The sequence below is a fragment of the Methylobacterium sp. B1 genome (assembly GCF_000333255.1).
Lineage (GTDB): Bacteria > Pseudomonadota > Alphaproteobacteria > Rhizobiales > Beijerinckiaceae > Methylobacterium > Methylobacterium fujisawaense.
The window spans coordinates 1-25,597 of the sequence record NZ_BACT01000016.1 but is presented as its reverse complement, the minus strand read 5'-3'; the positions used below and the strand labels follow the sequence as shown (position 1 = coordinate 25,597).

Sequence of the window (25,597 nt, the reverse complement as noted above, 5' to 3'; positions counted from 1 at the left end):
TGTGATCGAGAACCGCGAGACCTTGTTCTCCCGTCCGGAGACGCGCGACCAACTGCGTGCGCAACATCGGGCGATCTTCGAGAGCGTGATGCCCGGAAATGCGGAGGAAGCCGCCAATGCCGCTGAGGCGCACGTTCACTACACGCACCACGCCCTAAGTGAGATCAAAGCATCGGAAGCGCGTCTTCAGGTATCGTTGCGCAGGCTGAATGGGGGTCGGGTTTCGACACGGCAGAAAGTCGAGCGATAGGCTCTGATCAGCGCAGTAAAGCCTTTGACGCATCGTGACACCGCGAAACATGCGTCCGCTTTCGGGATCCGCATGGCTGTATGTGAATGACTTAGTTGAGTCGGGTGCAGAATGACTGGACAGGGTGGTTTTGCGACGATCCGCTCTGGAGACGCAAACTGGCTGAAGCAGACACGGTGAACCGGTTCAAAGTCTGCAATCCGACGTGCATGGAAACAGCGAAGGCCTACGCCATCCTGGAGAACATGATAGGCGGCTCGACCCCGGTCTCGTGCGCGGGTTTCGACCCGTCGCTCACACCTGCCTGGAGTTGCGATGGAAGCGAAGGGGGCAGCGTGTCGCCTGATCCGTTGAAGCGAAAGCCGAGTAAGCGGCTCTCGCCGAACCATCACGCCACGCGTGTCATCGCATCTGGGATGGCCGAGCGAAACTGCACGTTGATGCTGGTACCGGAGCGGTGCCGGATATCACAGCTATACCGCCGCCCGTCGGCATCGACGGTCAGGTCGAACCGATCCGGAACCTGAGCGTGCATCCGGACATGGAGCCGTGCGCCGCCGTTCGAGAGATCGCGGATCGAGCAAGCGATCGAACCGCCGCCAGGCACGTTGATGGTCGCTGGAAGCAAGACGCGGGTCCGGCGCTCGTTGCGCCGCTCCTCCATGCCGACGGTCCAGTTGTCCAGGCTGGTGCTGATGCTCGATACACCACTGGCCGCCTGGCGCATGCTGGTCAGGATTTCCGCCGTCGCACGCGTCTGCTCGTCCATCGAGCCACTGACCCCGTCGACGTAGGCGCTGATCGTATCGATCGCCGCGGTGATGGTCGTCAGGTTGGCCGCCACCTCGGACGACACGGCTTGCATGCCGGCGACCTCTCCGCTGATCCGGGCTGTAGCCGCGGCCGCCTGACTGGCAAGCTCCTTCACCTCAGTCGCAACCACGGCGAAGCCCTTGCCGGCCGATCCGGCCCGTGCCGCCTCGATCGTCGCGTTCAGGGCCAACAAGTTGATCTGCTGGGCGATGCCCGCGATCACAGCCCCAACGCCGTCCATCGCGCTGGCGGCGGCCTGCAGGCGTTCCGTGGCGGCATTGGCTTCGCCGGCACGTCCGTGGATGTCGTCGACGACGGTCTTCGACTGCGCCATACTGCGCGAGATCTCCAACGCAGCGGCGTTCATGGTCTCGGCCGCGTCGGTGACCGCCTGGACGTTGTCGATGGTCTCCTCGGCCGCCTCTATGGCGACCGAGCGGGCGTCCATGTTGGCAGTCACGTCCGTGGCGTACTTGACGATCTTGGTCAGCCGGCCGTTCGGGTCGAAGATCGGGTTGTAGCTCGCCTGGATCCAGACATTCCGATTGCCCTTGCCGAAGCGCTGGAACATGCCGGTGGCGAACTCACCCGCCCGCAGCCGGTCCCAGAATGCTGCATACTCCGACGTCTTCGCGTAGCCAGGCTCGACGAACATGGCGTGGTGCTGCCCTCGGATCTCCTCGATCCGATAGCCAACTGCCTTGAGGAAGTTCGCGTTGGCATCGAGCACCGTTCCGTCGGGGGCGAATTGGATCACCGCTTGTGACCGATTGACGGCGGCGAGCTGCCCCGTCGCGTCGGTGGTCTGCAACTTCTGCGCCGTGATGTCGGTTGCGAACTTGACCACTTTCACCGGCTGGCCGTTTCGATCCCGAATCGGATTGTAGGTCGCCTGGATCCACACCTCGCGACCTCCCTTGGCGATGCGCCGGTACTCGCCTGAGGCGAACTCTCCACGCGCGAGGCGCGCCCAGAATTCGCGATACCCCGTTCCCGCCCGCTCGGTGGCCTCGACGAACAAGCCGTGGTGGCGGCCCTTCACCTCATCCAGACTATAGCCGACGGCGTCGAGGAAGTTTTGGTTGGCGGTCAGGATTGTGCCGTCGAGGGTGAACTCGATCACTGCCTGCGATCGGTGCAAGGCATCGAGCTGTCCATCATGATCGATGTTGCGCAGCACCTGCGCCGTGACGTCCGTGGCGAGCTTGACGATCCGCGCGACGCGCCCGTTGCGGTCGAGCACGGGATTGTACGTTGCTTGGATCCAGACGGTACGACCGTCCTTGGCGATGCGCTTGAACTCGTGTGTCTGCGCCTCGCCACGCCGCAGGGCGGCCCAGAACGTGCGGTATGCCTCGCCGTCACGCTCAGCTGCTGGGACGAACAAGGTGTGATGCTGCCCCTTCACCTCCGCAAGGCTGTAGCCCATCAGAACGAGGAACAGGTCGTTGGCGGCGAGAACGGTCCCATCAGGGGCGAACTCGATCCGAGCCCTAGACTTGTCGATAGCCGCCATCAAGGCACGCAGGTTGGCGTCGAAGAGCGGCACCGCAGATGTCTCCACGTGCCACGACGGCACGAGTGCGATGAAAGGGGGAATTTGGTTAAGCGGGCGTCACGCAAGCGATGAGACGCTTGATCGCACCCGCCACAACTTTGCCGCCCCGTATAACAACCAATAGTAGCAATCTAGTGAATGTGGAGGGCAAGCTTCATCTTCGGGTAGATGCCGCACTGGATGACGAACTCGCTGGGCTCCCTGAGGATCAGGCTCGCCAGGTTGCTCGTTCCACCATGCCGGTCGGAAGTGTCATGACAGTCGCTGGATGGCTGCTTTTGGGCGGCGCCGACGGTGGTCCGAGTGGCTGGGTTGGGTCGCTACCGGACTGTCCGCTCGGGGCGGTTTTCCGCCAGCCCGCTTTCGGGTGGCCATGCAGTAAGAGCGGACACTACCAACGCGCCCGTTCAAGACCCACTGCCGAAGGGGGGATGGACCGCTTCTGACGATCCTTCCTTACCATCTAGAAGTAAGCCCGGTTCCTTCGGCGAGCCGGTGCAGGTCGGCGAGGGTGTCGTCGGGCAGGGCCAAGCCCTCGGCGCGGTTCCGCGTTGCGTTGCGGGCCTCGATCTCGCCTGGATAGAAGACCTCATCGAACCCCTGCGCCAGCGGCACGGACTTCAAGTCAGCGATCAGTTGGTCCATGCGCGTGTTGAACTCCGCCAGCGGCTGGATCTGGGCGATGTCGATCGCGATCATCAACTGCCCCGCCCCGCTACGGTGCTCGGTCTGATAGGGGCCGGTCACCCGCGGCCCGAAGGCGCTGCCGGTGAGCACGCCCGAGAGCATGTCCATCATCAGCGCGATGGCGTAGCCCTTGTGCTGGGCCATCGGCAGGATGATCCCGTCGATGGCCGCCGCCGGGTCGGTCGTCGGCCTACCGGCCGCATCGAGGGCCCACCCCTCCGGGATCGGCTGGCCCTTCTGCTTGGCCAGGTAGACCTTGCCCCGCGCCACTCCGGTATTGGCGATGTCCAGCGCCATCGGCGCGTGCGAGCCGGCCGGGCAGGCCCAGGACCACGGGTTTGTGCCCACCGTCTTCTTGCGGCCCCCCCACGGTGCCATCGCCGGGCTGGCGTTGGTCGATAGGAACGCCACGCAACCTTCGCGCGCGGCCATCAGCGTAAAGTAAAGGGCCGTCCCGAAATGCCCGGAGTTGCGTAGGGCGACCGCGCTGACCCCGTGCGCCTTCGCCCGGCGGATCGCCTCCCGCATGGCATGGGCGGTGAGCACCTGCCCCATTCCGTCGTGACCGTCGATCACGGCGAGACCGCCGGCATCGACCACCGTCTCAGGGCGCGCGACCGGAGCGCAAACGCCCGCCTTCAGCCGCGCTGTATACCAGGAGAGCCGCATGACCCCGTGCGATTGGTGCCCCCATAAGTCGGCTTGGACTAGTGTGTCGGCGGCGAGCTGCGCATCGGGCTCCGGCATGCCGGCCGCAGCATAGACCGCGCTGGCGAAGTCCAGCAGCTTGTCGGCGGGAATGCGTGTGGCGCTTGCCATAAGTCGCTCCTGAAATCTCGGCGAGAGAAGCGAGTGTAAATGTCGGCTTTGGGGCAGCGGCCCGATGACGGCTTACCAACCCGAGCCGAAGTTGCCGGAGGGCTGACGGACGGCCGCTTCTGGGAAGTTGCGATGGCGGTCCAGGCGGCTGGATTGGGTCGTTAGGAGCTCGTCCGGTTTTCCGGCGAATCTGCTCCGAAGCGGACCAGCGGCTTTCGGCCAGGAGCTGCCGAACTTGGCCCATTAAACCGCCTGGGAGCGGACGCTCCCAGCTTGCGCAAAGGGTCGATAGCGGCGATCCAGGCGCCATGAGCCTGATGTCGGCTTCAGCGCGCATAGCCGTCTTCATCCGTCGAGCCTCGTCTTTGCAGGCGTGCTGAGAGGCTTCGGCAGCCCCCTCCCCTTCACCGTGGTGCGGCCACCGCGGTTAACTATGGGCTCCCACCGTCTGCGGCGATATTTTGATTGACGCTGTGTATCACCAGGGTGTTACACAAGGGGACAGCGGTACCGACCTAAAGCGTTGGGATAACTAGGGATATTCAGGCGGCGCACGTCGGGTTCGAATCCAGGTCCCCCAGCCACCTGTCACCGCTCCGTAGTTTACGCTTTAGACTGAGATTGGACTGGCCCGTTGGCCGGACCGACCGGACGCATGACATCGCGTTTGCGCGGCCCGGTGATGGTCTCAAGCTGCGCTGTTTCTCGCCTCGGTAACACGCATCGCCAATCGAGCGTGGCCAATCGCAGGCGCAGTCGGGTCTCCCCGGCAAACGCCCCTTCTGAGCAGCCAACAGGCACCGTATCCGTGACGGCGCTCTCAGGCACACTCATCAAATGGTCAGATCGCCGGTCCCGGCCGCGCAAAAGCCCTGCGCTCTGAGGAGCGGAAGCCCGTTAGAACAAGCAATGCCGACCAAGCTCGGCCTGACACCGCGGGGCCCGTCGGCCGCAGCCCGCGCGGCCGTGAGACCTATGCCAACCTGTGACGGTGCCCTGCATCCACCCCGCATTCCTCCCCTCGGCGCAGGGCGACCGTTGCGCTTAGGGACGCCCCGGCCGGGAAGACGATCGTCGGCGCTTGGCCTCCGCTTCACGGATTCGGTGGTGCCCACCTGCGAGCGACCAACCAGCAGCGCATCGAGGGTCCCCCGCAAAACCGCGCGTACTCCCTGACCGCGTCTGCCGTCAGGCGGCCGGGGCCGTGAGCTTGGACCGCACGCCGAGGACTTGGTGCAGGATGCGCCCGAGTTGCTCGGCCGAATAGGGTTTGTGCAGCAACGCGAATCCGTGGTCGCTTTCCTGGGCGAGCACGTGGCTGTACCCCGACGTGAGGACCACCGGCAGATCCGGCCACCGCTGCTGCAGCTCACGCGCCAGCGCGACGCCGCCCATGCCCGGCATGACCACGTCGGAGAAGATCAGATCGAACCCGTCACCGTCGCGACCCAGCCGGTCCAACGCTTCCTCGGCATTGCCGGCCCATGCCGTCCGGTAGCCCAGATCCTCCAGGATCTGGGTCGCGAACTGGCCGACTCCGATATTGTCCTCGACGACCAGGATGCGTTGACCCGAGCCCAGCGGGGCCAGCCCCATTTCCTGGATGCGCTCACTGGACGACAGATCGCACGCAGCCACCTCGGGTAGATAGAGCGTGAATGTGGTGCCCCGGCCGACGACGCTCCGGACATCCACGTCGCCGCCCGACTGCTTGGCGAAACCGAAGACTTGGCTCAACCCGAGACCCGTGCCTCGACCAACCTCCTTCGTGGTGAAAAAGGGCTCGAAGATCCGCTCGATCCGGTCCGGCAAAATGCCGGTCCCCGTGTCGGTCAGGGAGACCGCCACGAACGGCTTCTCGCACCCTGCATGGCCGCGAACAGCCGGCAGCGCCGCCCCCCCGGTGACCCGGAGGATGAGCGTGCCTTCGCCGTCCATGGCATCGCGGGCGTTGACGGCCATATTGACCAGGGCCGTTTCGAACTGGCTCACATCCGCCCGTACATGACAGGCGGTGTCCGGCACCTCGATCAGAACCTGCACGCGTGCGCCGGTCAGCGTGTCGAGCATGTCGGCGATCGCACTCACCCGCTGCCCGGCGCTGAACACCTCCGGCTTCAGCGCTTGACGGCGCGCGAAGGCGAGGAGTTGGCCGGTCAGCTTGGCGGCCCGGTCGACCGTCTCGGAGACCGCGTCGAGGTAGCGGCGCTTGCGGACCTCCGGCAGATCGGGCCGACGCAAAAAATCGACGGATGAGCGGATGATGGTCAGAAGGTTGTTGAAGTCGTGCGCCACTCCGCCCGTAAGCTGGCCGACCGCCTCCAGCTTCTGGGATTGGCGGAGGGCTTCCTGGGCCAGGACCAGCTCGGCCTGATCGCGTAACCGCTTCGTCACGTCCATGACGAACTGATAGCAGCCCGTGCGCTCGCCATCCGCACCGCGCAGGGTGCGGAAACTGATCTCATAGGCGGGGCGGACGCGTCTGGGATCGCCGAACTCCTGGACGAGGGTGATCTCCTCGCCGGCCAGCCCGCGTCCCCAACCCGCTTTGACCTGCGCCTGGTGTTCAGGCTGATCGGCCAGAAGGTCGAGCATGTTGTCGCCGACCTTCGGCCGTACGCCATAGATGCGCTCGAACTCGTCCGCATTCGCCTTGTTGATGGCCAGGATGTTGTAGTTGAGATCCGACGCCATCACCATGATGTCGGTTCTTTCGACGATCGTGGCCAATAGATTGCGCTCGGCCGTGCGCTCCGAGACCTGAAGTTCGAGCGTCTCGTTGAGAAGCTGTAGGCGGCGCTCGCTTTCGGCCAGCCGTTGCTCCGCCTCCCGGCGATGGCTGAGATCCGCCGTGACGACCAGCAGGTTCTTGAACCTGCCCTGCCCATCGTCGAGACGTCTGACGCTGCTGCTCGCCCAGATGGACGTGCCGTCGGGACGACAGTAGAGCTTGTCGAGGGCGGAACTGTGCCCGGTCTCGAACGCCTGCGCGATCGTCGCCAAGCTCTGCGGGATATAGGCTGGATCGGTCACATCCGCGACGCCGACCGAGAGAACCTCGTCTGCGGACCGTCCGAGAATACGGCACATCTCCGTGTTGACCCGAAGATAGCGGCCGCTCGCATCCACTTCGGACAGGCCGACGGACGCAGCCGAGAAGATCGCCGCCAAACGCTCCTCGCTCTCGCGCAGCGCCACTTCGGCACGGGCCCGCTCGGTGGCAGCCTTGACGCGCTCGCCGACCTCCCGGATCAGGTTGCCTTCCGCGGGCGTCCAGGCGCGCGGGGTCGCGCTCTGCACCGCGAGCAGGCCGACCCATTCGTCACCCCGAAACAGAACGACATCGACGAAGGCGCCGACCTGGCGTGACCGTAAGCCCGCCCGGGCTTCGACAGTGAACCGGGGGTCCGAGGGCACGTCGTCGACCGCGACGACCACGCCGTCGCGGTAGGCTGCCAGCAGATCCGGGCCGAACGCCGCCAGCGAGTGCTCGCCGATGATCGAGCCGACGCCGTGGACGTACTCGCGTTCGACCGTCATCAGGCTGCCGGCGATCTCGGCGTAGAACACGCGGCTCGCACCGACCCGCTCGCCCAGACGCCGGGCGGCCACTTCGACGATGTCGGTGGGCGTGTTCAGCGGCCGAAGCGCGTCGCTCAGATCCAGCAGGAACGATTGTCGCTCCTCGTTCTCGCGGAGCGTCGCATCCGCCTCCTGCCGCTCCCCCTCGACGAACCGTTGGTCCGCGATCTCAGTGCAGGTGCCCCACAGGCCATCCACGCGCCCGGCCGGATCGCGAATGGGCACGTAGGACAACGAGAACCGGCCCCCGTCGGGCGACCTCACGACGTGTTCGAACGCGGCCGTGTCAACGGAGCGACCGGAGCAGGCCTCGTCCACGAAGGATCCAAGCTCGGCGCCGAGGTCGTGCCAGACCTGGAGATAGTCGCGACCGAGCGCGGACGGATGCGCGGCGCCGAGAAGCCCGACAAAGGAATCGTTGTAGAGGAGCCTGCGCTCGGGCCCCCAGATGACGAAGGTCGGCTGCCTCGAACCGAGCATGACGCCTGTCAGCGTCGTCAAGGATGGCGGCCAGGTCGCGGGATCGCCGAGCGGTGAGGCGTCCCAGTCGTGCGCGCGCATGAGCGCGCCCATCGCGCCACCGTCCATCAGGCAGGCTGGGATGCACATCGTCACGTTCGAACTTCTGTGCATCACGGCGTGGCGCTGTTTCACGGGGCCTCAGGGATTGACCGAGCGGACTGCTTCCGCGGTTGAGCCCGAACGATCGCGCGTATGCGCCGCCATGACGGCGCGCCGAACGACCCTTCAGTTGCCGCCCTGAGAGAAGGCAGGCCCGTTCACCGTGTTGGCCGTGACACGCGACAGGCTCGTGCATCCAACACCCTAGAGCGGTCTCATGGCGAGCCGAGGTTGTCAAAGCCATGGACGGCTGACCGGCGGCGCAATCGCCAACCTTTGAGAGTCGTCGCGCGCCGGAGATCTGGCGATGCCGTTCGGCGTGGTGCGCCCGCTCCATCTCCCGATCCTGCCGCCCCCGCCAGGTCGCGGGCGCCAGCGAAGATCGTCCTTCCCGATGCGCCAGCGGAACGCCGCCCTGCGTGACCAAGCCGCTCCGACCGGCGCTTCCACAATCCTGGGGATCAGCCGAGCTTCAGACCTCTGCGCGAGGACGCGGATGCCGGTTCGGCACGCGGTTCCCGGCGGCATCGGGATGACCCTTCTCATCCCTGCAGGCCACGCCCGCCTGGTCAGCGGCGGCCTCGGAGGCCTCATCGGCTGGGTCGAACCAGGCCGCGCCGTCTCGCCTCAGCGCGCCCGGCGCCGCGGCTCGGGGTCGTGACAATGCATCTTCGGCGGTGCCGTCGCACAATCGATGGAACAGGTCTGATCGCGCCGGCAGATCCATTGCAAGGCCCCCGTCTTCATACAGGAGCCGGAGCAATGACGGTGCGGGCCATCCATCGGTTCGACGAAGGTGGCCGGCGCGTCCGGCGACCCCGCACTCGGCTGCACGGAGCCGGCAAAGGCGAATGCCGGAAGGATCAGGAGGGCCGACACGCGACGTCTCATCAGACCGCCCTCCCCGATCGGCAGCCACCCTCGGCTGCCGGAGCCCCACGACAGGGCGACACAGGAGGTTACCGGCGTTCGGAGATCGCGAATGCAGGGATGATCAATGACAAGTCATTTCATCCGGCTCCGCGCAGGGGCAGCCACGATGCATCTCCTGGCCGGCAATGCTTGATTCGTGCTCGCGTCGGCCGGCGAGAGCCGGAACGGCGGGACCCTCCGGCGGTACATGCGTCCGATTCCCCACAGCGAAGCGTGGCCGGGCTGCTGGAGCACGGATGTCGTCGTTGGGCAGTCTCCGCGGAGCCATGGGCAGGACACGCCGGCCTTCACGAGGGCGACGCTCGCAGAACGCGACGGTCCAGATTAACGGCATCGCGCCCCGCCCGAAGCGTCAGCCCCCGGAGCGGATCGGTCTCCGCCACCGGGGGTCTCGCGGCGGTCTCAGTGGCTGCCGCCGAGATAGGCCGCCCGGACGGCCGGATCGTTGCGCATCTGCTGCGCCGGCCCCTGGAAGCGGATCCGGCCGTTCTCGAGCACATAGGCGTGGTCGGCGACGCCGAGCGCCGCCATGGCGAACTGCTCGACGAGCAACATGGTGACCTGCTCGGCCTTGAGCAGGCGGATGATCCGGAACACCTCCTCCACGAGCTTGGGCGCGAGGCCCATGGACGTTCGTCCAAGAGGAGGATCTCGGGCCGCAGCATCAGGGCCCGGCCCATCGCGAGCATCTGCTGCTCGCCGCCCGAGAGGGTGCCGGCGAGCTGCGTGCGCCGCTCCTTCAGACGGGGGAACATCTCGAAGGCGCGCTCGCGGTCGGCCGCGACGTCGCCCTTCGGCCGCGCCCCCGTCAACCGGGGAAACGCGCCCAGGGTCAGGTTGTCCTCCACCGAGAGCGTCGGGAAGACGCGGCGCCCCTCCGGCGAGTGCGCGAGGCCGAACCGGGCGACGTCGTGGCTTTCGAGGCCGCCGATCTCGCGCCCGTTGAGGCGGATCGAACCCGCCCGCGGGCGGATCATGCCCGACAGGGCGCGCATCGTGGTGGTCTTGCCGGCGCCGTTCGAGCCGATCAGCGCCACGACCTGCCCCTTCGGGACCGCGAAATCGAGGCCGTGCAGCACCTCGACCTGGCCGTAGCCGGCCGACAGACCCGTGACCTCAAGCATGGGTCAACTCCTCGTCGGCGACCGGGCTGCCGAGATAGGCCTCGATCACCTTCGGGTCCGCCTGGACCTCGCGGGCGCTGCCCTCGGCAATCTTGTGGCCGAAATCGAGGACGCTGACGCGGTCGCACAGGCCCATGACCACGTCCATGTGGTGTTCGATGAGGATCACCGTGATGCCGGCGTCTCGGATCTTGCGGATGATCGCCGTCAGCTCGGCGATGTCGGGGGCGGTGAGGCCGGCGGCGGGCTCGTCGAGGAGGAGCAGGACAGGATCGAGGGCGAGCGCGCGACCGATCTCGAGGAGGCGCTGCTTGCCGTAGGGCAGGTTGCGGGCCTCCACCTGCGCCAGGGCGCCCAGGCCGACGAAGTCGAGGATCGCCATGGCGCGGGCGCGCTGCTCGCGCTCTTCCCGACGGCGGCGCGGCGTGCCGAGGATCGCGTCAAACAGGGTGCCGCGGAACCTGTGGTGGAGCCCGACCAGCACGTTCTCCAGCGCCGTCATCTCCCGGAAGAGCTGCACGTTCTGGAAGGTGCGCGCCACGCCGGCCGCCGCGATCTCGGAGGGCGTGCGCCCGTCGAGGCGCTTCGAGCCTTGGCCGCGGGCCAGGGTCACGCTGCCGCCGGTCGGCCGGTAGATACCGGTCAGCACGTTCATCATCGTGCTCTTGCCGGAACCGTTCGGTCCGATCAGGCCGTGGATCGTGCCGGGCCGGACCGTGAGGTCGACGCCGGCGAGGGCCTTGAGGCCGCCGAACTGCATCAGGGCCTGCTCGACGGTGAGCAGCGGGTCGGCACCCCGGCCGCCGCTCTGGACGCTGAGCGCCGCCCCCTCGGCGTGGAGGCTCTTGCCCTCGGCGGTGTGGGCCGGCCGGAGCGCCGGGATCTTCTCTCGGACGAAGCCGACGATCCCGTCCGGCAGGTAGTACACCACGAACAGGATCATCAGACCGAAGACCGTCAGGCGGAAGTCGGTCACGGATTCGAGCGCCAGGGTCGCCGGGAAGAAGGCGAGGCAGAGCCCGACCGGCACCAGCAGGGCGAAGCGGTCCTCCCGGCGCCGGAGGAAAGCGAGGACGCCCACGATCAAGGCGGCAAGGGCGATGAGCCCCGCCATGATCCGCACCAGCTCGATATCGGCCAGCACGTTGGGCATCATCACGACGATCGCGGCCCCGATGATCGGCCCCGCCCGGGATTTGCGCCCGCCCATCGTGACGGCAAGCAGGAACAGCACGGTCAGCTCGAAGCCGTAGGAGTTCGGAGCCACGTAGCGCTCCGACCACGCGAACAGCGCACCGGCGAGACCGGCAAGGGCTGCCGAGATCACGAAGGCATAGACCTTGTAGCGGTAGACGCTGACGCCCATGCAGTCGCAGGCGATCGGCGAGTCCCGCAGCGCCTCGAAGGCGCGGCCGTAGGGAGAGCGCACCACCCGGTTGACGACCAGGATTGTGGCCAGCAGCGCGACGCAGACGAGGTAGTAGAATTCGAGCTTGCGCCCGGCTGCACCCCACGGGGCCTGGAGGCCGAGGAGCGAGAAGTCGAGGACGCGGGCCGGCGGCAGGGTGATGCCGAGGGGGCCGTTGGTCAGGGGCGTCAGCTCGTTGATGAAGATCTGAATGATGGTGCCGAAGGCCAGCGTCACCATGGCGAGGTAGGGACCGGTGACCCGCAGCGCCGGGACGGCGAGCAGCACGCCGAAGGCCGAGGTCACGCCGATCCCGGCAAGGATGCCCCACCACACGCCGAGCTTGAAGTGCAGGAACAGCACCGCGGCCGCGTAGGCGCCGACCCCGAACAGGCCGGCATGCCCGAGACTGACTTGTCCGGTATAGCCGACCACGATGTCGAGCCCGAGAATCAGGATCGCGTAGATGGCGATCACCACCACGAGGTGGATGTAATACGAACTCGTCACCACGTGCGGGAAGGCGGCGAGACAGACCACCAGCAGCACGGCGCCGAGGGCGCCCACGTGGCGGGACAGGCTCGGCGCGGCGGTCGGGACGGGCGCGTCGGCGGGGGCGAGGGTCTGCGCCATGGCTCAGGCTGCCGGGAGAGATGCGCGGGCGGTCACGGTCAGACCTTCTTGATGACCGCCTTGCCGAACAGGCCGACGGGGCGAATGGAGAGGACGACGAGGAGCAGGATCAGGCCCGGCACATCCTTGTAGCCGGTCGAGATGTAGAAGCCGGTCAGCGTCTCCGCGACACCGAGGATCAGGCCGCCGACGATGACGCCGAGGCCGGATTCGAGGCCGCCGATGATCGCCACCGCGAAGGCCTTCAGCGCCAGCACGGAGCCCATCGTGGCCCCGGTCAGCGTCACGGGCGCCACGAGCACGCCCGCGAAGGCCGCCGTCATGGCGCTGATCGAATAGGACAGGGTGATCACCTTCTGGGTGTTGATGCCCATCAGACCGGCGGCGTCGATGTCGTTGGAGGTGGCGACGACCGCCTTCCCCCAGATCGACTTGCGATTGAAGATCTCGACCGCGAGCATCATCAGCAGCGCCCCCGCGACGATCAGCAGTTCCATCGGCAGGATGCGGACGCCGCCCACTTCGAGGGCAGTCTCGGGGAGTGGCGAGGGAAATTTCAGGTCGTCGCGGCCCCAGACATTCTCGGCGACGTTCTTGAAGATGATGCCGAGGGCGATGGTCGCCATGATCCATCCGTATTCGGACTTGATCTTCACGGCCGGGCGCACGCCCAGGCGCTCGACCACGGCCCCGAGGGCGAAGCCGAAGACGAGGACCAGGGGGATCATCAGCCAGTAGCCGACGAAGGGCACCAGGGTCAGGCCGAACAGGGCCCCGAGCGCCAGCGCCTCGCCCTGGCCGAAATTGAGCGTCTTCGAGGTCGCGAAGGTGAGCTGATAGCCGAACGCGATGGCGGCGTAGATCATGCCGACCGCGACGCCTGAGGCGATGAGCTGAAGCAGGATGGCCATGGATGCGTTGTCACCGGAGGGTCGTCCGGCCGCGCGGCGCGCGCCGCGGGACCGATATGCGACGTGCCGGCAGGCTGGAGTGCCGCCGGACTCTGGGGCACCCGCGCCCGGGTGGGCGCGGGCGTCGGGACCTCAGTTCGAGGACTTCTCCTTGACGCGGACGACACCGGCGTTCTTGGCGTCCTCATCCTTGGCGTAGACGATCTTGCCGTCCTGCACCTTCCCGAACACGACCATGTTGCGCGAGATGGCGTTGTGGTCCTTGGCGGTGAAGGGCTTGTCGTAAGTGGTGACGACGCCCTCGACCTTCTCGTTCAGGTTCTCAAGGGCGGTGCGGATCTTCGCGCCGTCGGTGCTGCCCGCCTGCTTGATCGCCGCGGCGAGGAGGTAGATCGAATCGTAGCCCTGGGCGCCGGCCACGGGGGTCGGGATCTTCGTGACGCCGTAGGTCTTGTAGTAGTTCTCAAGGAAAGCCTTGCGCTTCGGCAGCGTCTGGTCCTCGATGAACGTCTGGGGCATGACCACGCCGTTGCCGTTCGCGCCGGCGATGTCGATGAAGCTCTGCATCGAGGACGGCCAGCTGGTGATCATCGGCACCTTCCAGCCGAGCTTGGCCATGCCGTTGGCGATCTGGGCCAGCTCCGGCCCGATCCCGTAGGCGAGGATCACCTCGGCGCCGGCCTGCTGCGCCTTGAGCAGCTGGGCCGTCATATCGACGTCCTTGATGTTGAACTTCTCGACCGCGACCGGCTTCACGCCCTTCGTGCCGAGATACTTCTCGATATCCTCACGGCCGAGCTGGCCGTAATTGGTCGAGTCTGCGAGGATCGCGATCTTCTTATGGCCCTGCGCGAGGGCCTCATCGACCATCAGGCCCGCCTGCAGCACGTCGTAGGCCGAGTTCCGGAAGACGTAGTTCGAGTCGTAATCCGGCTCTTTGAACTGATTGGTGATGATCGTCCCGGTGGCAACGTTGTTGAACACCGGGATTTCGGCTTCTTGGTAAAAGCGTTGGGCCGCGAGCGCGACGCCGGTGTTGATGAACCCGACCGTCGCGACCACCTTCTCCTTATTGATCAGCTCTTGCGCGACTTGCGCACCGACCTCGTTCTTGGCCTCGTCGTCGCGCTCGACGAGCTGGATCGGCCGACCGAGGACACCGCCGGCCTTGTTGATTTCGGCAGCGGCGAGCTTGGCGCCGTCGCGCATTGAGACGCCCATCGAAGACGACCCCCCGGTATAGGGACCGCTCAGCCCGATCTTGATCGGATCCGCAGCCCATGCGGGGGCCGACAACATCGATAAGAACAGCACCGCAGCTGCTGCGCGACCTGCGAAGACCATCGTTCCCTCTCCAAGCTCCCGCTCGCGCGGCATGCCCTTCACCGTGGCACTCTGCCGACGACGTCTCATTGACTCAGGTCGGGCCGTCAAGCTGATGCTCTGATGAATCCAGAACGAATAATAAAGATTGTACCGATCTCTCGGCAGGATGAGCAACACAGGAGAAGAATCCAGCCCTACCGACCGGGCGAGCGGATTAAAGGGCGACCGGACTCGTAGGACGCCGACATCCGGCAGGGCGCGCTCTGCGGCGTCCGCAGGGCCTCGAGCCCAACGCCGTCAGGGCGGATGCGGCGCGGTCTCATCAGGGCGCGCCCCTCCCGGTCGTCGCCGATGCACAGGGCGTCCAGCGCCGTATGGGACCCGCGCATTGACGCGCCGCAGTCCGGCCGCCTAGATCGCCCCATGCGCCGGCGGCAGCCTCGAACGGGTAGAGGGCGCGCGATCATTGGCTTGGTCGCGCTCTACGCGCTGCTGCTTCAAGCCTTTCTGGGGCTCGCCACACCGAGCCGCGCCCTGGACGGTCCGGGCGAGGTGCACTGCGCCGGGCATTCGTCGGGCGAGCCTGCGAGCAAGAGTGTGCATGTCCATGCGTGCTGCACGGTCGTGCAGGCCGGGACGCTGACGCTGCCCCCCATCGATCCGGAGGCGGCGGCCTGGCCCTCCGCGCCGACCTCGCTGTGTGCGTGGCGCCCGGAAGCCGAGATCCCGACGACGGGACCTCCGGCCTATAACGGAACCGCGCGAGGTCCGCCCGCAGCCTGACGATCCCGATCCCGATCGCTCAGGCCCGGACCTCTCCTCATGTCGATTGTTCTGCACGGCAGCGCCCCCGCGTACGGGGCGACTGCTACTGGACGACTGTCCAGCGACGCCTTCTACCGGGCCGTCTGGCGCTGGCACTTCTACGCGGGCCTTCTGTGCCTGCCCTTCCTGATCAGCCTGTCGGCGACCGGCGCGCTCTACCTGTTCAAGGATGAGATCAACGGCAGCCTGTTCGCGTACCGGACCAAGGTCGCCCCCCAGGCGATGGCGCCGCTCGGCCCGGATCGCCTGATCTTCAATGCGCTGCAGACGGTGCCGGACGGCGCGCCCGTCACCTACGTCGATCCCGCCGCCCCGGACGCCGCCGCGCGCGTAACGGTCGCGGTGGGCGATCGCCGCATCCAAGTCTACCTGAACCCCTACACCGGTGACGTGCTCGACCGCGTCGACTCCGATCGCGAGTTCATGGCGGTGGTTCGGGGGCTGCACAGCCTCGCCCTGCTCGGCCCGCTGGCGAATGCCGTGATCGAGATCGTCGCGGGCTTCGCGGTCATCCTGGTGGTGACGGGCACGTATCTCTGGTGGCCCCGCGGTCGGAGCGGCGGCGTCGTCACCGTTCGCGCCACGCCCCGCCGGCGCGTGTGGTGGCGCGATCTCCACGCCGTCACCGGATTCGTGGCCGGCGGCGGTCTGCTCTTCCTCGCGCTCACCGGGTTGCCCTGGTCGATCTGGTGGGGGCAGCAGCTCCGCGCATGGTCGAATGCCGCCGGCCTCGGCCAACCGGCCGCGCTGTGGGCGAACCGGCCGGTCTCCACGATACCCCTGCGCGACAGGCTCGAGGATGCGGGCTGGACCCTGCAGGACGCGCCCATACCGCGCTCTACACCGCCTGCCGCAGCGGGCGCGGGCATTGGACTCGACGAGGCCGTCGCGAGTCTCGGACGCATGGGAATGCCCCACGGCTTCGAGCTGGCGCTGCCCGTCGGCGCCGACGGGGTCTACGCCGCCGCCATCTACCCGCGCGACGTCACCCGGCAGCGGGTGATCACCCTCGATCAGTATTCCGGGCGGCCGCTGGTCGACGTCCGCTTCGCCGATCTCGGCCCGGTCGGCCGGGCGATCCAATACGGCATCGGGATCCACAAGGGTGAGCATTGGGGCCGCGCGAACCAGTTCGCGATGCTGGCCTTCTGCCTCGCCACCATCCTGCTCGCCGTGACGGCCGGAACGATGTGGTGGAAGCGGCGCCCAGCCGGCAGCCTCGGGGTGCCGCCGTGGCCGCACAACCGGCGGGTGCGGGTCACCGCGACCTTGATGATCCTCGGGCTCGGAATCCTTTTCCCGCTGACCGGCCTCGCGATCGCCGGGATGCTCGGTCTCGACTTCGGCGTGGATCGGCTCCGAAGGCGCGGGATGAGCTGATCCGGAGCGGACGGGCGCCATGCCCGTGCGGACCCGTTCTCGTCTGACGCGCCGGCGCCCGGGCCTTTTGGGCGCGGGGCTGATCGTGTGCGCGCTCTGGATCCAGGCGCTGGCACCGGCCGTGGCCCTCCGGATGGCGCAGGCGCCGTGGGCGCTGCCCGGCCAGATCCTGTGCGGGCATGGGCCGGATCAGGCGACGGCAGTCGCCATCGGTCCGCACGCGCCGGCACTGACGGGCTGCGGCCTCTGCGGGCTGTGTCGGGCCGGCGCCGTCCCGCCGCTTCTTCCGACGGCGGTCGGTCTCGCCCGTCGCCTGCGCTGGCATGCGGTGACGTGGCCGATCCCGCCCCCAAAGCCCATCGTCTCGGTCCACCGCATTCCCGGCCAACCGCGAGGGCCGCCCCGTTTCGCCTGATCGCCTGCCCATGCCCGCGGCCCCGCCGCTTGCCCCACCGATCAGACGAGTCCTCCGATGCCCCCCGACCAGACCGCCCTGCGCGGCCGCGCCCTCGCGCTTCTGCTTGCCGGTACCCCCCTCCCCGCCCTCGGCCAGACCGCGGTGACGCTGGACGAACTCTCCGTGGAGGGCGAAGCGGCGCCGTCTGCGGGCCGGACCACGGCCCCGCCTTTCGGCGTGGCCGCACCCCCCGGCGCGGCCCCCTCGGTCATCGAGCATCCGGTGGGCGAGATCGTCACCGGCATCGGCCGGGACGGCACCATCGCGAACCGGCCGGCGACCAGCATCGGATCGGTCCTGGTGAACAGCCCGGGCGTCACGGTCCGGCAGGGCAATGGCGGCCGGGACGTGGTGATCTCGATCCGCGGCAACAACGCCCGCTCCACCGGCGTGATCAAGAACACCGTCGTTCTGGAGGACGGCTTCATCCTGACCCAACCGGACGGGGCGTCGCGCTTCGACCTCACGGACCCGCGGGCCTACAGCCGGATCGACGTGTTCCGCGGGCCGCAATCGCCCCTCTTCGGCAACTACGCCACCGGGGGGGCGCTTGCGTTCCGGACGCGGACCGGGCGGGAGATCGACGGCTACGAGATCGGGGTGGATGCCGGCAGCTTCGGCTACCTCAGCAATTACTTTACCGTCGGAGGCGTCAGCGGTCCGTTCGAGATCAGCCTGTTCGCGAGCGACGTCCGCGCCAACGGCTATCAGGACCATGCGAGCTATGACACGCAGACCATCAATCTGCTCGCGAGCTACACCCCGACCCCGGACAACCGCTTCACCCTCAAGGTGATCAACAACACCCTCGACGCCAACCTTCCCGCCCGCTCGTCCCTGGCCCAGTACCGGATCAACCCGTACCAGCGCGGCTGCGCCGCCGCCGCAAGCGCGGCGGCCGGCTGCACCACCTTCAACCTGTTCTGGAACGGAGCCTTCGGCGCGACCGTGCCGGTGACGGCGGATGAAGGCGGCTTCGGGCGCAACGACCGCCGGACCATCGTGGCGGCCCGCTGGGAGCACGACATCGACGCCTTCACCACGTGGCGCACGCAGCTCGGCTTCGACGAGCGCAACTTCGATCAGCCCTTCTACCAGACATCGTCGCGGGGCTCGTATCCGTCCTGGAATTTCCTGACGGACCTGACCCGGCGGGGGGATCTGTTCGGTCTGCCGGCGACCGGCTATGTCGCGCTGGCCTACAACACGATCGACAACCACATCACGACGTTCAACCGGGCGCCCTATGACGGCCCGCGCCTGGGGGCGCTGATCGGCGATCAGACGGCGGTGCAGTCGAATCTCGGCGGCCGGGCGCGGCTCGAACTCGCCCTGTCGGACCAATGGACCGGCGTTCTCGGCCTCAGCGCCGAGAGCACGTCCATCACCGGCCGCAACCTGGCCTACAGCTACGCGGCGAGCGGCGCGACGCGGACAGTGGCGGACGCGAACCGCTCCTTTCTCAACGTCGCCCCGGAACTGGCGCTGGTCTACCGGCCGGATCCGGCCTGGGCGCTGCGCGGCCGGGTCGCCACCGGCTATACGACGCCGGCCGCGAGCAACCTGTTCATCACCCCCGCCGGACTTCCGGGCAACAACACCCAGCTCCAGACGCAGGAAAATCTGGGCTTCGATCTCGGCGCAGAGTGGAGTCCGGTGACGGATCTTCGCTTCAGCGTCACCGGCTTCTACGAGTTCTTCCGCAACGAGCTGGTCACGCAATCGCCGGGGGCGGGCCTCCTCGCCTACACGTTCAACGCGCCCGCCTCGGAGCATCGGGGGATCGAGGTCGGCGCCGACTGGGCCTTCGCGCCCGGCTGGCGCGGAACCCTGGCCTACACGTTCGACGACCAGATCTACACCCGCTACACCGAGCAGCTCAGCGCGGGCAGCCTGAGCCGTCGGTTCGACCGGGCGGGGAACCGGATTCCCGGCGTTCCGGCCCACCAGCTGCTGGCCCGCCTGGGCTACGACGTGCCGAGCGGGCCGCTCGCCGGTCTCGGAGCCTTCGTGGAGACGGTGGTTCAGGGCGACTTCTACCTCGACAATGCCAATTCGCTGAAGGCGCCGGGCTATGCGATCGTCAACGCCAACCTGCACTACGCCACGGACCTGACCGGCGGATACGCCAAGCGGCTCAGCGTCTATCTCGAAGTGCGCAACCTGTTCGATACGACCTACGTGGCCTCCGCGCAGAATCTCGCCAACGGGATCAGCGCCACGACCGGCCTCCAGAACGGGGCGGCGGTGCTGGCGACGACGACCGGCTCGATCTTCGCGGGGGCTCCACGGAACATCGTCGGCGGGATGCGGCTAGCATTTTGAGCGTTGCCGGCGGGCCGGCGCGTGGTGTCAATGCCGAGCTTGCACTATGCTCCGGCGATCGATCGCGGGGGCCGGGCCGATGCGCGCGGTCCGGGCTGCGCGGCGCGGGCCGTGGGCGGAGACTTGGCGCGATGGTCGGATGAGGCGGCGCACCGTAATCGCTGGATTGGCGCTGGCCGGATGGCCACGCATCGCCGGAGCGCAGACGCAGGCCCACGTGGCGGCGCTCTGGCCGTTCACGGAAAGCGATGACGAAGGTCGCGCGCTCGCGGAGGCGTTCAATGCCGCCCTGCGCGACCAGGGGCATCCGGATCAGCCCGTCGATCACCGCTGGGGCGGTGCCGACCCCGAGCGGACGCGGATCCTGGCGACCGAACTCGTCGCCGCAAGGCCGCCGGTCATCTTCGCTTATCTGAATGCGCAACTCTCGGCCGTCGCGACGGCGACCCGAACGATTCCGATCGTGTTCGTCGGCGCCTCCGATCCGGTCGGGTTCGGGTACGTGGAGAGTCTCCAACGCCCGGGGGGCAACATCACGGGCTTCACCCTCTACGAGGCGCCCCTGGGTGGAAAATGGGTGGCGGCCCTCAAGGAAGCCGTGCCGAGCATCCGACGCGTCACGCTCCTGTCGAATCCGAGCACCGAGATCCGGGGCAAGAACCTCTACGCCGAGCCGTTCCGCAGCACCGCGTCCGCGCTGGGAATCGAACCCAGGGTGGTAAAGGTCGAGAAGACTGCCGACATCGATCCTGTCATCGCAGATCTCGCGCGACAGGGGCACGGGGGGCTGATCGTCGCGCCCGGGACATTCAGCGAGGCCAACGGCGATCGCATCGTCGCGCTGACGACGCGCAACACGATCCCGACGGTCTTCGCCATCCGGCGCTTCGCCTATCGCGGCGGCCTGATGTCGTACGGTCCCGATCCGACCGAGGCGGTCCGTCGGGCGGCGGCCTATGTCGGTCGCATTCTCCGCGGCGAGAACCCGGCAACCCTGCCCGTCCAGGCGCCCACGAAGTTCGACTTCATCGTGAACCTCAAATCCGCGCGCGGCATGGGCGTGGACATCTCGTCGGCACTTCTCGCCCAAGCCGATGAGATCGTCGAGTGACGGCGCTTCCCCCACCGACCGGAGATACGGTCCCGCGGTGGCTCCGCGTGCCGCTGTCGGTCAAGTTCGCGGTGGCCTTCGTGGGCCTCGTCAGCCTGGTCCTGCTTATCAACGGGGCCGTCGACCTGACCCTGAACTATCAGGACGCCAAGCGGACGGCGATCGAGACGCAGCGCACCAAGGCGCGGGCGGCCGCCGAACGCGTCGATGCCTTCCTGTCCGGAATCGAGAGCCAGATCGGCTGGACGACCCGCGCCGAGTGGCGGCGGATCCCCCCCGAGCAGCAGCGTTACGACTTCATTCGCCTGCTGCGCCAGGCGCCGGCGATCACGGAGGTCGCCTATCTCGATCCGGCCGGAAAGGAACAGCTGCGGGTGTCGCGGCTCGAACCCGACGCCGTAGGCAGCGGCAAGGATTTCTCGACCTCTCCGCGGTTCACCCAGGCCATCGCCCAGAAGACCTGGTTCGGCCCGGTCTATTTCCGGCGCGGTTCCGAGCCTTACATGACGGTCTCGGTCGCCCATGCCGGCCGCGACCCGGGCGTGACCGTCGCGGAAGTCAATCTGAAGCTGATCTGGGACGTGGTCAGCGCGATCAACGTCGGTGAGCACGGCTACGCCTTCGTGACGACCGCGACCGGACGCCTGATCGCGCACCCGGATCTGAGTCTGGTCCTGCGTGACACCGACCTGTCCGGTCTGTCGGAGGTCGCGGCGGCGCTGCCCGGATCCCGGATGGCGGGACAGGATTACGAGATCACCACCGGCCTCGACGGCGGCTGGGTGCTGGCGGCCCATGCCACCATCCCGCGGGTCGACTGGATCGTGTTCGTGCAGGAATCGCTGCGCGACGCGATGGGGCCGGCTCTGGAATCCGTCATCCAGACCACCTCCCTGATGGGCCTCGGCGTGCTGCTGGCGGCCGTGGCGGGAACCTTTCTGGCGCGGCGCATGGTCGTTCCCATCCGACAGCTGGAGGATGGTGCAGAACGCTTCGGATCCGGAGACCTCTCGGAACGCATCGTGATCCGCACCGGCGACGAGATCGAGACCCTTGCGCACCGGTTCAACACGATGGCGGGCCGCGTCCAGGAATCCTACGAGACCTTGGAAGCCAAGGTCGAGGAGCGGACCCGCGACCTCAATCAATCACTCGATGACCTTCAGAGAGCCCAGAGCCGTCTCGTGCAATCGGAGAAGCTCGCGTCCCTGGGCCAACTCACCGCCGGCATCGCCCACGAGATCAAGAATCCGCTGAACTTCGTCAACAACTTCGCATCGCTCTCGAACGAGCTAGTGGAGGAGTTGCGGGACGTGCTCGAACCCGCCTCGCTCGATCCGAGCACGCGGGAGGAGGTCGAGGAGATCACCGGCCTTCTCAAGGGCAATCTCGAAAAGGTCGTCCAGCACGGCAAGCGTGCCGATTCGATCGTCAAGAATATGCTGCTGCACTCGCGCACCGGGTCCGGGGAGCATCGCCCGGTGGACGTCAACGCTCTGGTCGAGGAGAGCCTGAATCTTGCCTATCACGGAGCCCGTGCGGCGAAACCCAGCTTCAACGTGACCCTCGTGCGCGATTACGATCCGGCCGCCGGCACGGCCGACCTCTTTCCCCAGGAGATCACCCGGGTCCTCCTCAACCTGATGTCGAACGGATTCTACGCCACCGAGAAGAAGGCCGACGGCGCGGAGCCGGGCTACGAACCGACGCTGTCGATCGCCACCCGGGATCGGGGCGACAGCATCGAGATCCGCGTGCGCGACAACGGCACCGGTATCCCCGACAGCGTCAAGGCCAAGATGTTCGATCCGTTCTTCACCACGAAGCCGGCCGGCGAGGGAACGGGGCTCGGACTGTCGTTGAGCCACGACATCCTCGTCAAGCAACACGGCGGGACGGTGGACGTCGCCACGGAGCCGGGCGCCTTCACCGAGTTCACCATCACCCTGCCGCGCCAGAGCGTCACGACGACCGCGCCCGCTGCGCCTCCACAGCCGGCGACTGAGACCGAGAGCCAGCCATGAACGTCCTGATCCTCGTCGTCGATGACGAACCTGACGTGACCGACCTGTTCCGGCAGCAGTTCCGCCGCGAGCTGCGCGCCGGACGGTTCGCGATGGGCTTCGCGCATTCGGCGACGGAGGCCCTGGACCGGATCAACGGGTCCAACGATCCGAGCCTGATTCTGATGCTCTCCGACATCAACATGCCCGGGATGACTGGCCTCGAATTGCTGCCGCGGGTGCGCGCCGCCCGGCCCGACGTGCCGGTGATCATGATCACGGCCTACGGCGATGCCGAGACGCGCGAGAAGGTCATCGCCGCCGGCGCGGTGGGCCTGATCACCAAGCCGATTGATTTCCCTGTCCTGAAGGCCGAGATCGACCGCCGCCTCTCCGCGCTCTCGGGGGCCGAATGACCCCCGGCATGCCGAGCGCCAAGATCCTCGTCGTCGATGACGAGCCGGATCTCGAGGCGCTGATCACCCAGAAGTTCCGCCGCCAGATCCGCCAGGGCCTCGTCACGTTCCTGTTCGCCCATGACGGACAGGAGGCCCTGGACCGCCTCTCGGACAACCGCGACGTCGATCTGGTCGTGTCCGACATCAACATGCCGCGCATGGACGGGCTGACGCTGCTCGCCAAGCTGCAGGACCTTGCCGAGCGCCCCTCGACCATCATCGTCTCGGCCTATGGCGACATGGCGAACATCCGCACGGCGATGAACCGGGGTGCCTTCGACTTCCTGACGAAGCCGATCGACTTCGTGGATCTCGAGACGACGATCGAGCGGACGCTGAGGCATGTCGAGGCTCTGCGCGAGGGGCGGCGGCGGCAATCGCTGGCCGAGCGGGCGCATGCCTCTCTGGCCCGGTACTTCTCGCCCAACCTTGCCGAGCGGCTCGCGGGGGATGCATCGGGCCTGGAACTCGGCGGCCACCGGCGCGACGTGGCCTCCCTGTTCACCGACATTGCCGGCTTCACCAGCCTGGTGGAGAGCCTCGACCCGGCGCAGCTCGCCGAGATCCTCAACGGCTACTTCGCCGAGATGACCGACGTGGTCTTCGCCCACGAGGGGACGGTGGCCAAGATCGTCGGCGACGCCCTGCACGTGCTGTTCGGGGCGCCGGGGGACCAACCGGACCACGCGGCCCGGGCGGTGGATTGCGCGCTGGCCCTCGACCAGGTGGCCGAGGTGTTCCGCGCGCGCTGGCGGGAGCGGGGGATCGAGATCGGCGTGACGCGGATCGGCGTCCATGCCGGGCCGGCGATCGTGGGCAATTTCGGCGGCGGCCGATACTTCGACTACACGGCCTACGGCGACACCATCAACACGGCGGCCCGTCTGGAGAACGCCAACAAGGCGTTCGGAACGCGGATCTGCGTCAGCGAGGCCGTGGTGATCCGGGCCGGGCAGTTCCGCGGCCGGCCCCTCGGCGACCTCCTCCTGCGCGGCAAGCAGACGGCCCTGCGCGCCTACGAACCCCTGACGGAGGCGGTCTACGGCGACGCACCGCTCGCCCAGTATCAGGACGCCTACGCGAAGCTCGATGCCGGGGAGGCCGGCGCCCTCGCGGCCTTCGCGGCCCTGGTTGGGCTGCGTCCCGACGACGGGGTCGCGGCCTTCCACCTGAAGCGCCTCCTGAACGGCGGCAGCGGCAGCCGGGTCGAGGTCCGCTGAGTTCCGCGCCCCGCCGGGATCCCCATCGGCAACCGCGATAGCCCCGCCTTAAGGCAGCGCCTATTACCATCCCCGGGCGCGCGATCGGACCCCCTCCCGATCGGCGCGGCTCGGAACGGGTGAAGGCGGGAGACCGGCGCATGAGACGGCGCGACGTCATCGCGGGCCTCGGCGGCGCGGCCGCGTGGCCGGCCCTCGCCGCCGGGCCGGCGAAGGGTCAGCGTCGCCTGGGGATCCTGCTGGTCTACGGCGAAGCGCATCCCGACAGTCCCGTCATCGTCGACACGCTCAAGGAGAGCCTCAATCGGGCCGGCTGGATCTGGGGCCAGAACCTCGCCGTCGACCTGCAGTACGGCAACGGCGAAGCCGAGCGGATGCGCGGTCAGGCCGAGGAGATTCTGGCGCGCAAGCCCGACGTGGTGCTTGCGCAGGGCGTCGTCGGCGCGACGGCGCTCCAGCGGGCGACCACGACGGTTCCGGTCGTCTTCATGATGCTGCAGGATCCGGTCGGCGGCGGCTTCGTATCCAACCTGTCGCGGCCCGGCGGCAACCTGACCGGCTTCACCAACTTCGACTTCATTCTCGTCGGCAAGTGGCTGCAACTCCTGAAGGAACTCAGTCCCGGCGTCACGCGGGCCCTCGCCCTGATCAACCCGGATTACCGGGCGCGCCTCGCAGGCTACACGGCCGAGATGGCCCGGATCGGCCCCGAACTCGGGATCGACGCCCGGATCGCCGGCGTGCACGACGCCGCCGAGATCGAGGCGGCGATCACCGGCTTCGCCGCTCAGCCGAAGGGCGGCCTCATCGCGCTGCCGGACGCGGTGACCGGCGTGTACAGCCAGCGGATCGTCGACCTGGCGGCCGCCTACCGTCTCCCGGCCGTCTACGCCTATGCGGCGCCGGTCCGCCTCGGTGGCCTCGCCGCCTACACGACCAGCGTCGAGCAGGATGTGCAGCGGGCGGCCGGCTACCTCGACCGGATCCTGCGCGGCGCGGTGGTCGGCGACCTGCCGGTGCAGGCGAGCGAGCGCTTCATCACCCTGCTCAACCTGAAGACGGCCGCCACCCTGGGTCTGACCATCTCGCCCTCGCTGATGGCGAAGGTGGACGAGTTGGTCGAGTAGCGGCTGCCGGAATCGTCGGCGGAGGT

14 protein-coding genes and 2 pseudogenes are annotated in these 25,597 nt (G+C 67.7%); 9 read left to right on the top strand and 7 right to left on the bottom strand.

What is annotated here, in order from left to right:
* Positions 1–250, top strand: a pseudogene (locus I53_RS34420) (GntR family transcriptional regulator); the annotation flags it as partial.
* Between the two features lie 388 nt (positions 251–638).
* On the opposite strand, the gene I53_RS00560 reads toward I53_RS34420, so the two are convergent.
* From I53_RS00560 to I53_RS00525, 7 genes and pseudogenes are all read right to left on the bottom strand, one after another.
* Positions 639–2,579, bottom strand: coding sequence for a PAS domain-containing methyl-accepting chemotaxis protein (locus I53_RS00560; protein ID WP_043345469.1), 1,941 nt, complete (start codon positions 2,577–2,579; stop codon positions 639–641).
* Positions 2,580–3,077: 498 nt separating this feature from the next.
* On the bottom strand, positions 3,078–4,127 hold the full coding sequence (locus I53_RS00555; protein ID WP_043345459.1) for an Ldh family oxidoreductase: 1,050 nt from the start codon (positions 4,125–4,127) through the stop codon (positions 3,078–3,080).
* A 1,188-nt stretch (positions 4,128–5,315) separates the two neighbouring features.
* Positions 5,316–8,282, bottom strand: coding sequence for a PAS domain S-box protein (locus I53_RS00550; protein ID WP_374701282.1), 2,967 nt, complete (start codon positions 8,280–8,282; stop codon positions 5,316–5,318).
* Between the two features lie 1,383 nt (positions 8,283–9,665).
* Positions 9,666–10,387 (bottom strand): annotated as a pseudogene (locus I53_RS00540) (ABC transporter ATP-binding protein).
* A complete protein-coding gene (locus tag I53_RS00535) occupies positions 10,380–12,428 on the bottom strand; it encodes a branched-chain amino acid ABC transporter ATP-binding protein/permease (RefSeq protein WP_051044590.1) in 2,049 nt (682 codons plus the stop codon). Before I53_RS00535 ends, I53_RS00540 begins: the two are co-directional and overlap by 8 nt.
* A 38-nt stretch (positions 12,429–12,466) precedes the next feature.
* Positions 12,467–13,339, bottom strand: coding sequence for a branched-chain amino acid ABC transporter permease (locus I53_RS00530; RefSeq protein WP_043345455.1), 873 nt, complete (start codon positions 13,337–13,339; stop codon positions 12,467–12,469).
* 132 nt (positions 13,340–13,471) lie between these two features.
* Positions 13,472–14,683, bottom strand: coding sequence for an ABC transporter substrate-binding protein (locus tag I53_RS00525; RefSeq protein WP_043345452.1), 1,212 nt, complete (start codon positions 14,681–14,683; stop codon positions 13,472–13,474).
* A 453-nt stretch (positions 14,684–15,136) separates the two neighbouring features.
* Here I53_RS00525 and I53_RS00515 point away from each other — a divergent pair, with 453 nt between their 5' ends.
* The 8 genes from I53_RS00515 to I53_RS00475 all read left to right on the top strand — a co-directional run bounded on the left by I53_RS00515 (position 15,137) and on the right by I53_RS00475 (position 25,571).
* A complete protein-coding gene (locus I53_RS00515; protein WP_251982166.1) occupies positions 15,137–15,448 on the top strand; it encodes a hypothetical protein in 312 nt (103 codons plus the stop codon).
* 39 nt (positions 15,449–15,487) lie between these two features.
* Entirely contained in the window at positions 15,488–16,870 is a 1,383-nt protein-coding gene (locus I53_RS00510) for a PepSY domain-containing protein (protein WP_043345446.1), read from the top strand.
* 472 nt (positions 16,871–17,342) lie between these two features.
* The gene (locus I53_RS00500) at positions 17,343–19,652 is read left to right on the top strand and encodes a TonB-dependent receptor (RefSeq protein WP_043345440.1); all 2,310 of its coding nucleotides are present in this window, start codon (positions 17,343–17,345) and stop codon (positions 19,650–19,652) included.
* Positions 19,653–19,791: 139 nt separating this feature from the next.
* Positions 19,792–20,763 carry an ABC transporter substrate-binding protein gene (locus tag I53_RS00495; RefSeq protein WP_043345438.1) on the top strand — a complete coding sequence of 324 codons (972 nt, stop codon included), beginning with the start codon at positions 19,792–19,794 and terminating at the stop codon, positions 20,761–20,763.
* A 47-nt stretch (positions 20,764–20,810) separates the two neighbouring features.
* The gene (locus tag I53_RS00490) at positions 20,811–22,787 is read left to right on the top strand and encodes an ATP-binding protein (protein ID WP_251982165.1); all 1,977 of its coding nucleotides are present in this window, start codon (positions 20,811–20,813) and stop codon (positions 22,785–22,787) included.
* Positions 22,784–23,182, top strand: coding sequence for a response regulator (locus I53_RS00485; protein WP_043345436.1), 399 nt, complete (start codon positions 22,784–22,786; stop codon positions 23,180–23,182). The genes I53_RS00490 and I53_RS00485 overlap by 4 nt, the downstream gene beginning before the upstream one ends.
* Positions 23,179–24,444 (top strand): adenylate/guanylate cyclase domain-containing protein, encoded by a 1,266-nt coding sequence (locus tag I53_RS00480; RefSeq protein WP_043345434.1) that lies wholly within the window; start codon positions 23,179–23,181, stop codon positions 24,442–24,444. Before I53_RS00485 ends, I53_RS00480 begins: the two co-directional genes overlap by 4 nt.
* A gap of 140 nt (positions 24,445–24,584) precedes the next feature.
* Positions 24,585–25,571 (top strand): ABC transporter substrate-binding protein, encoded by a 987-nt coding sequence (locus I53_RS00475; RefSeq protein WP_043345432.1) that lies wholly within the window; start codon positions 24,585–24,587, stop codon positions 25,569–25,571.
* The last annotated feature ends 26 nt before the right edge of the window (positions 25,572–25,597 follow it).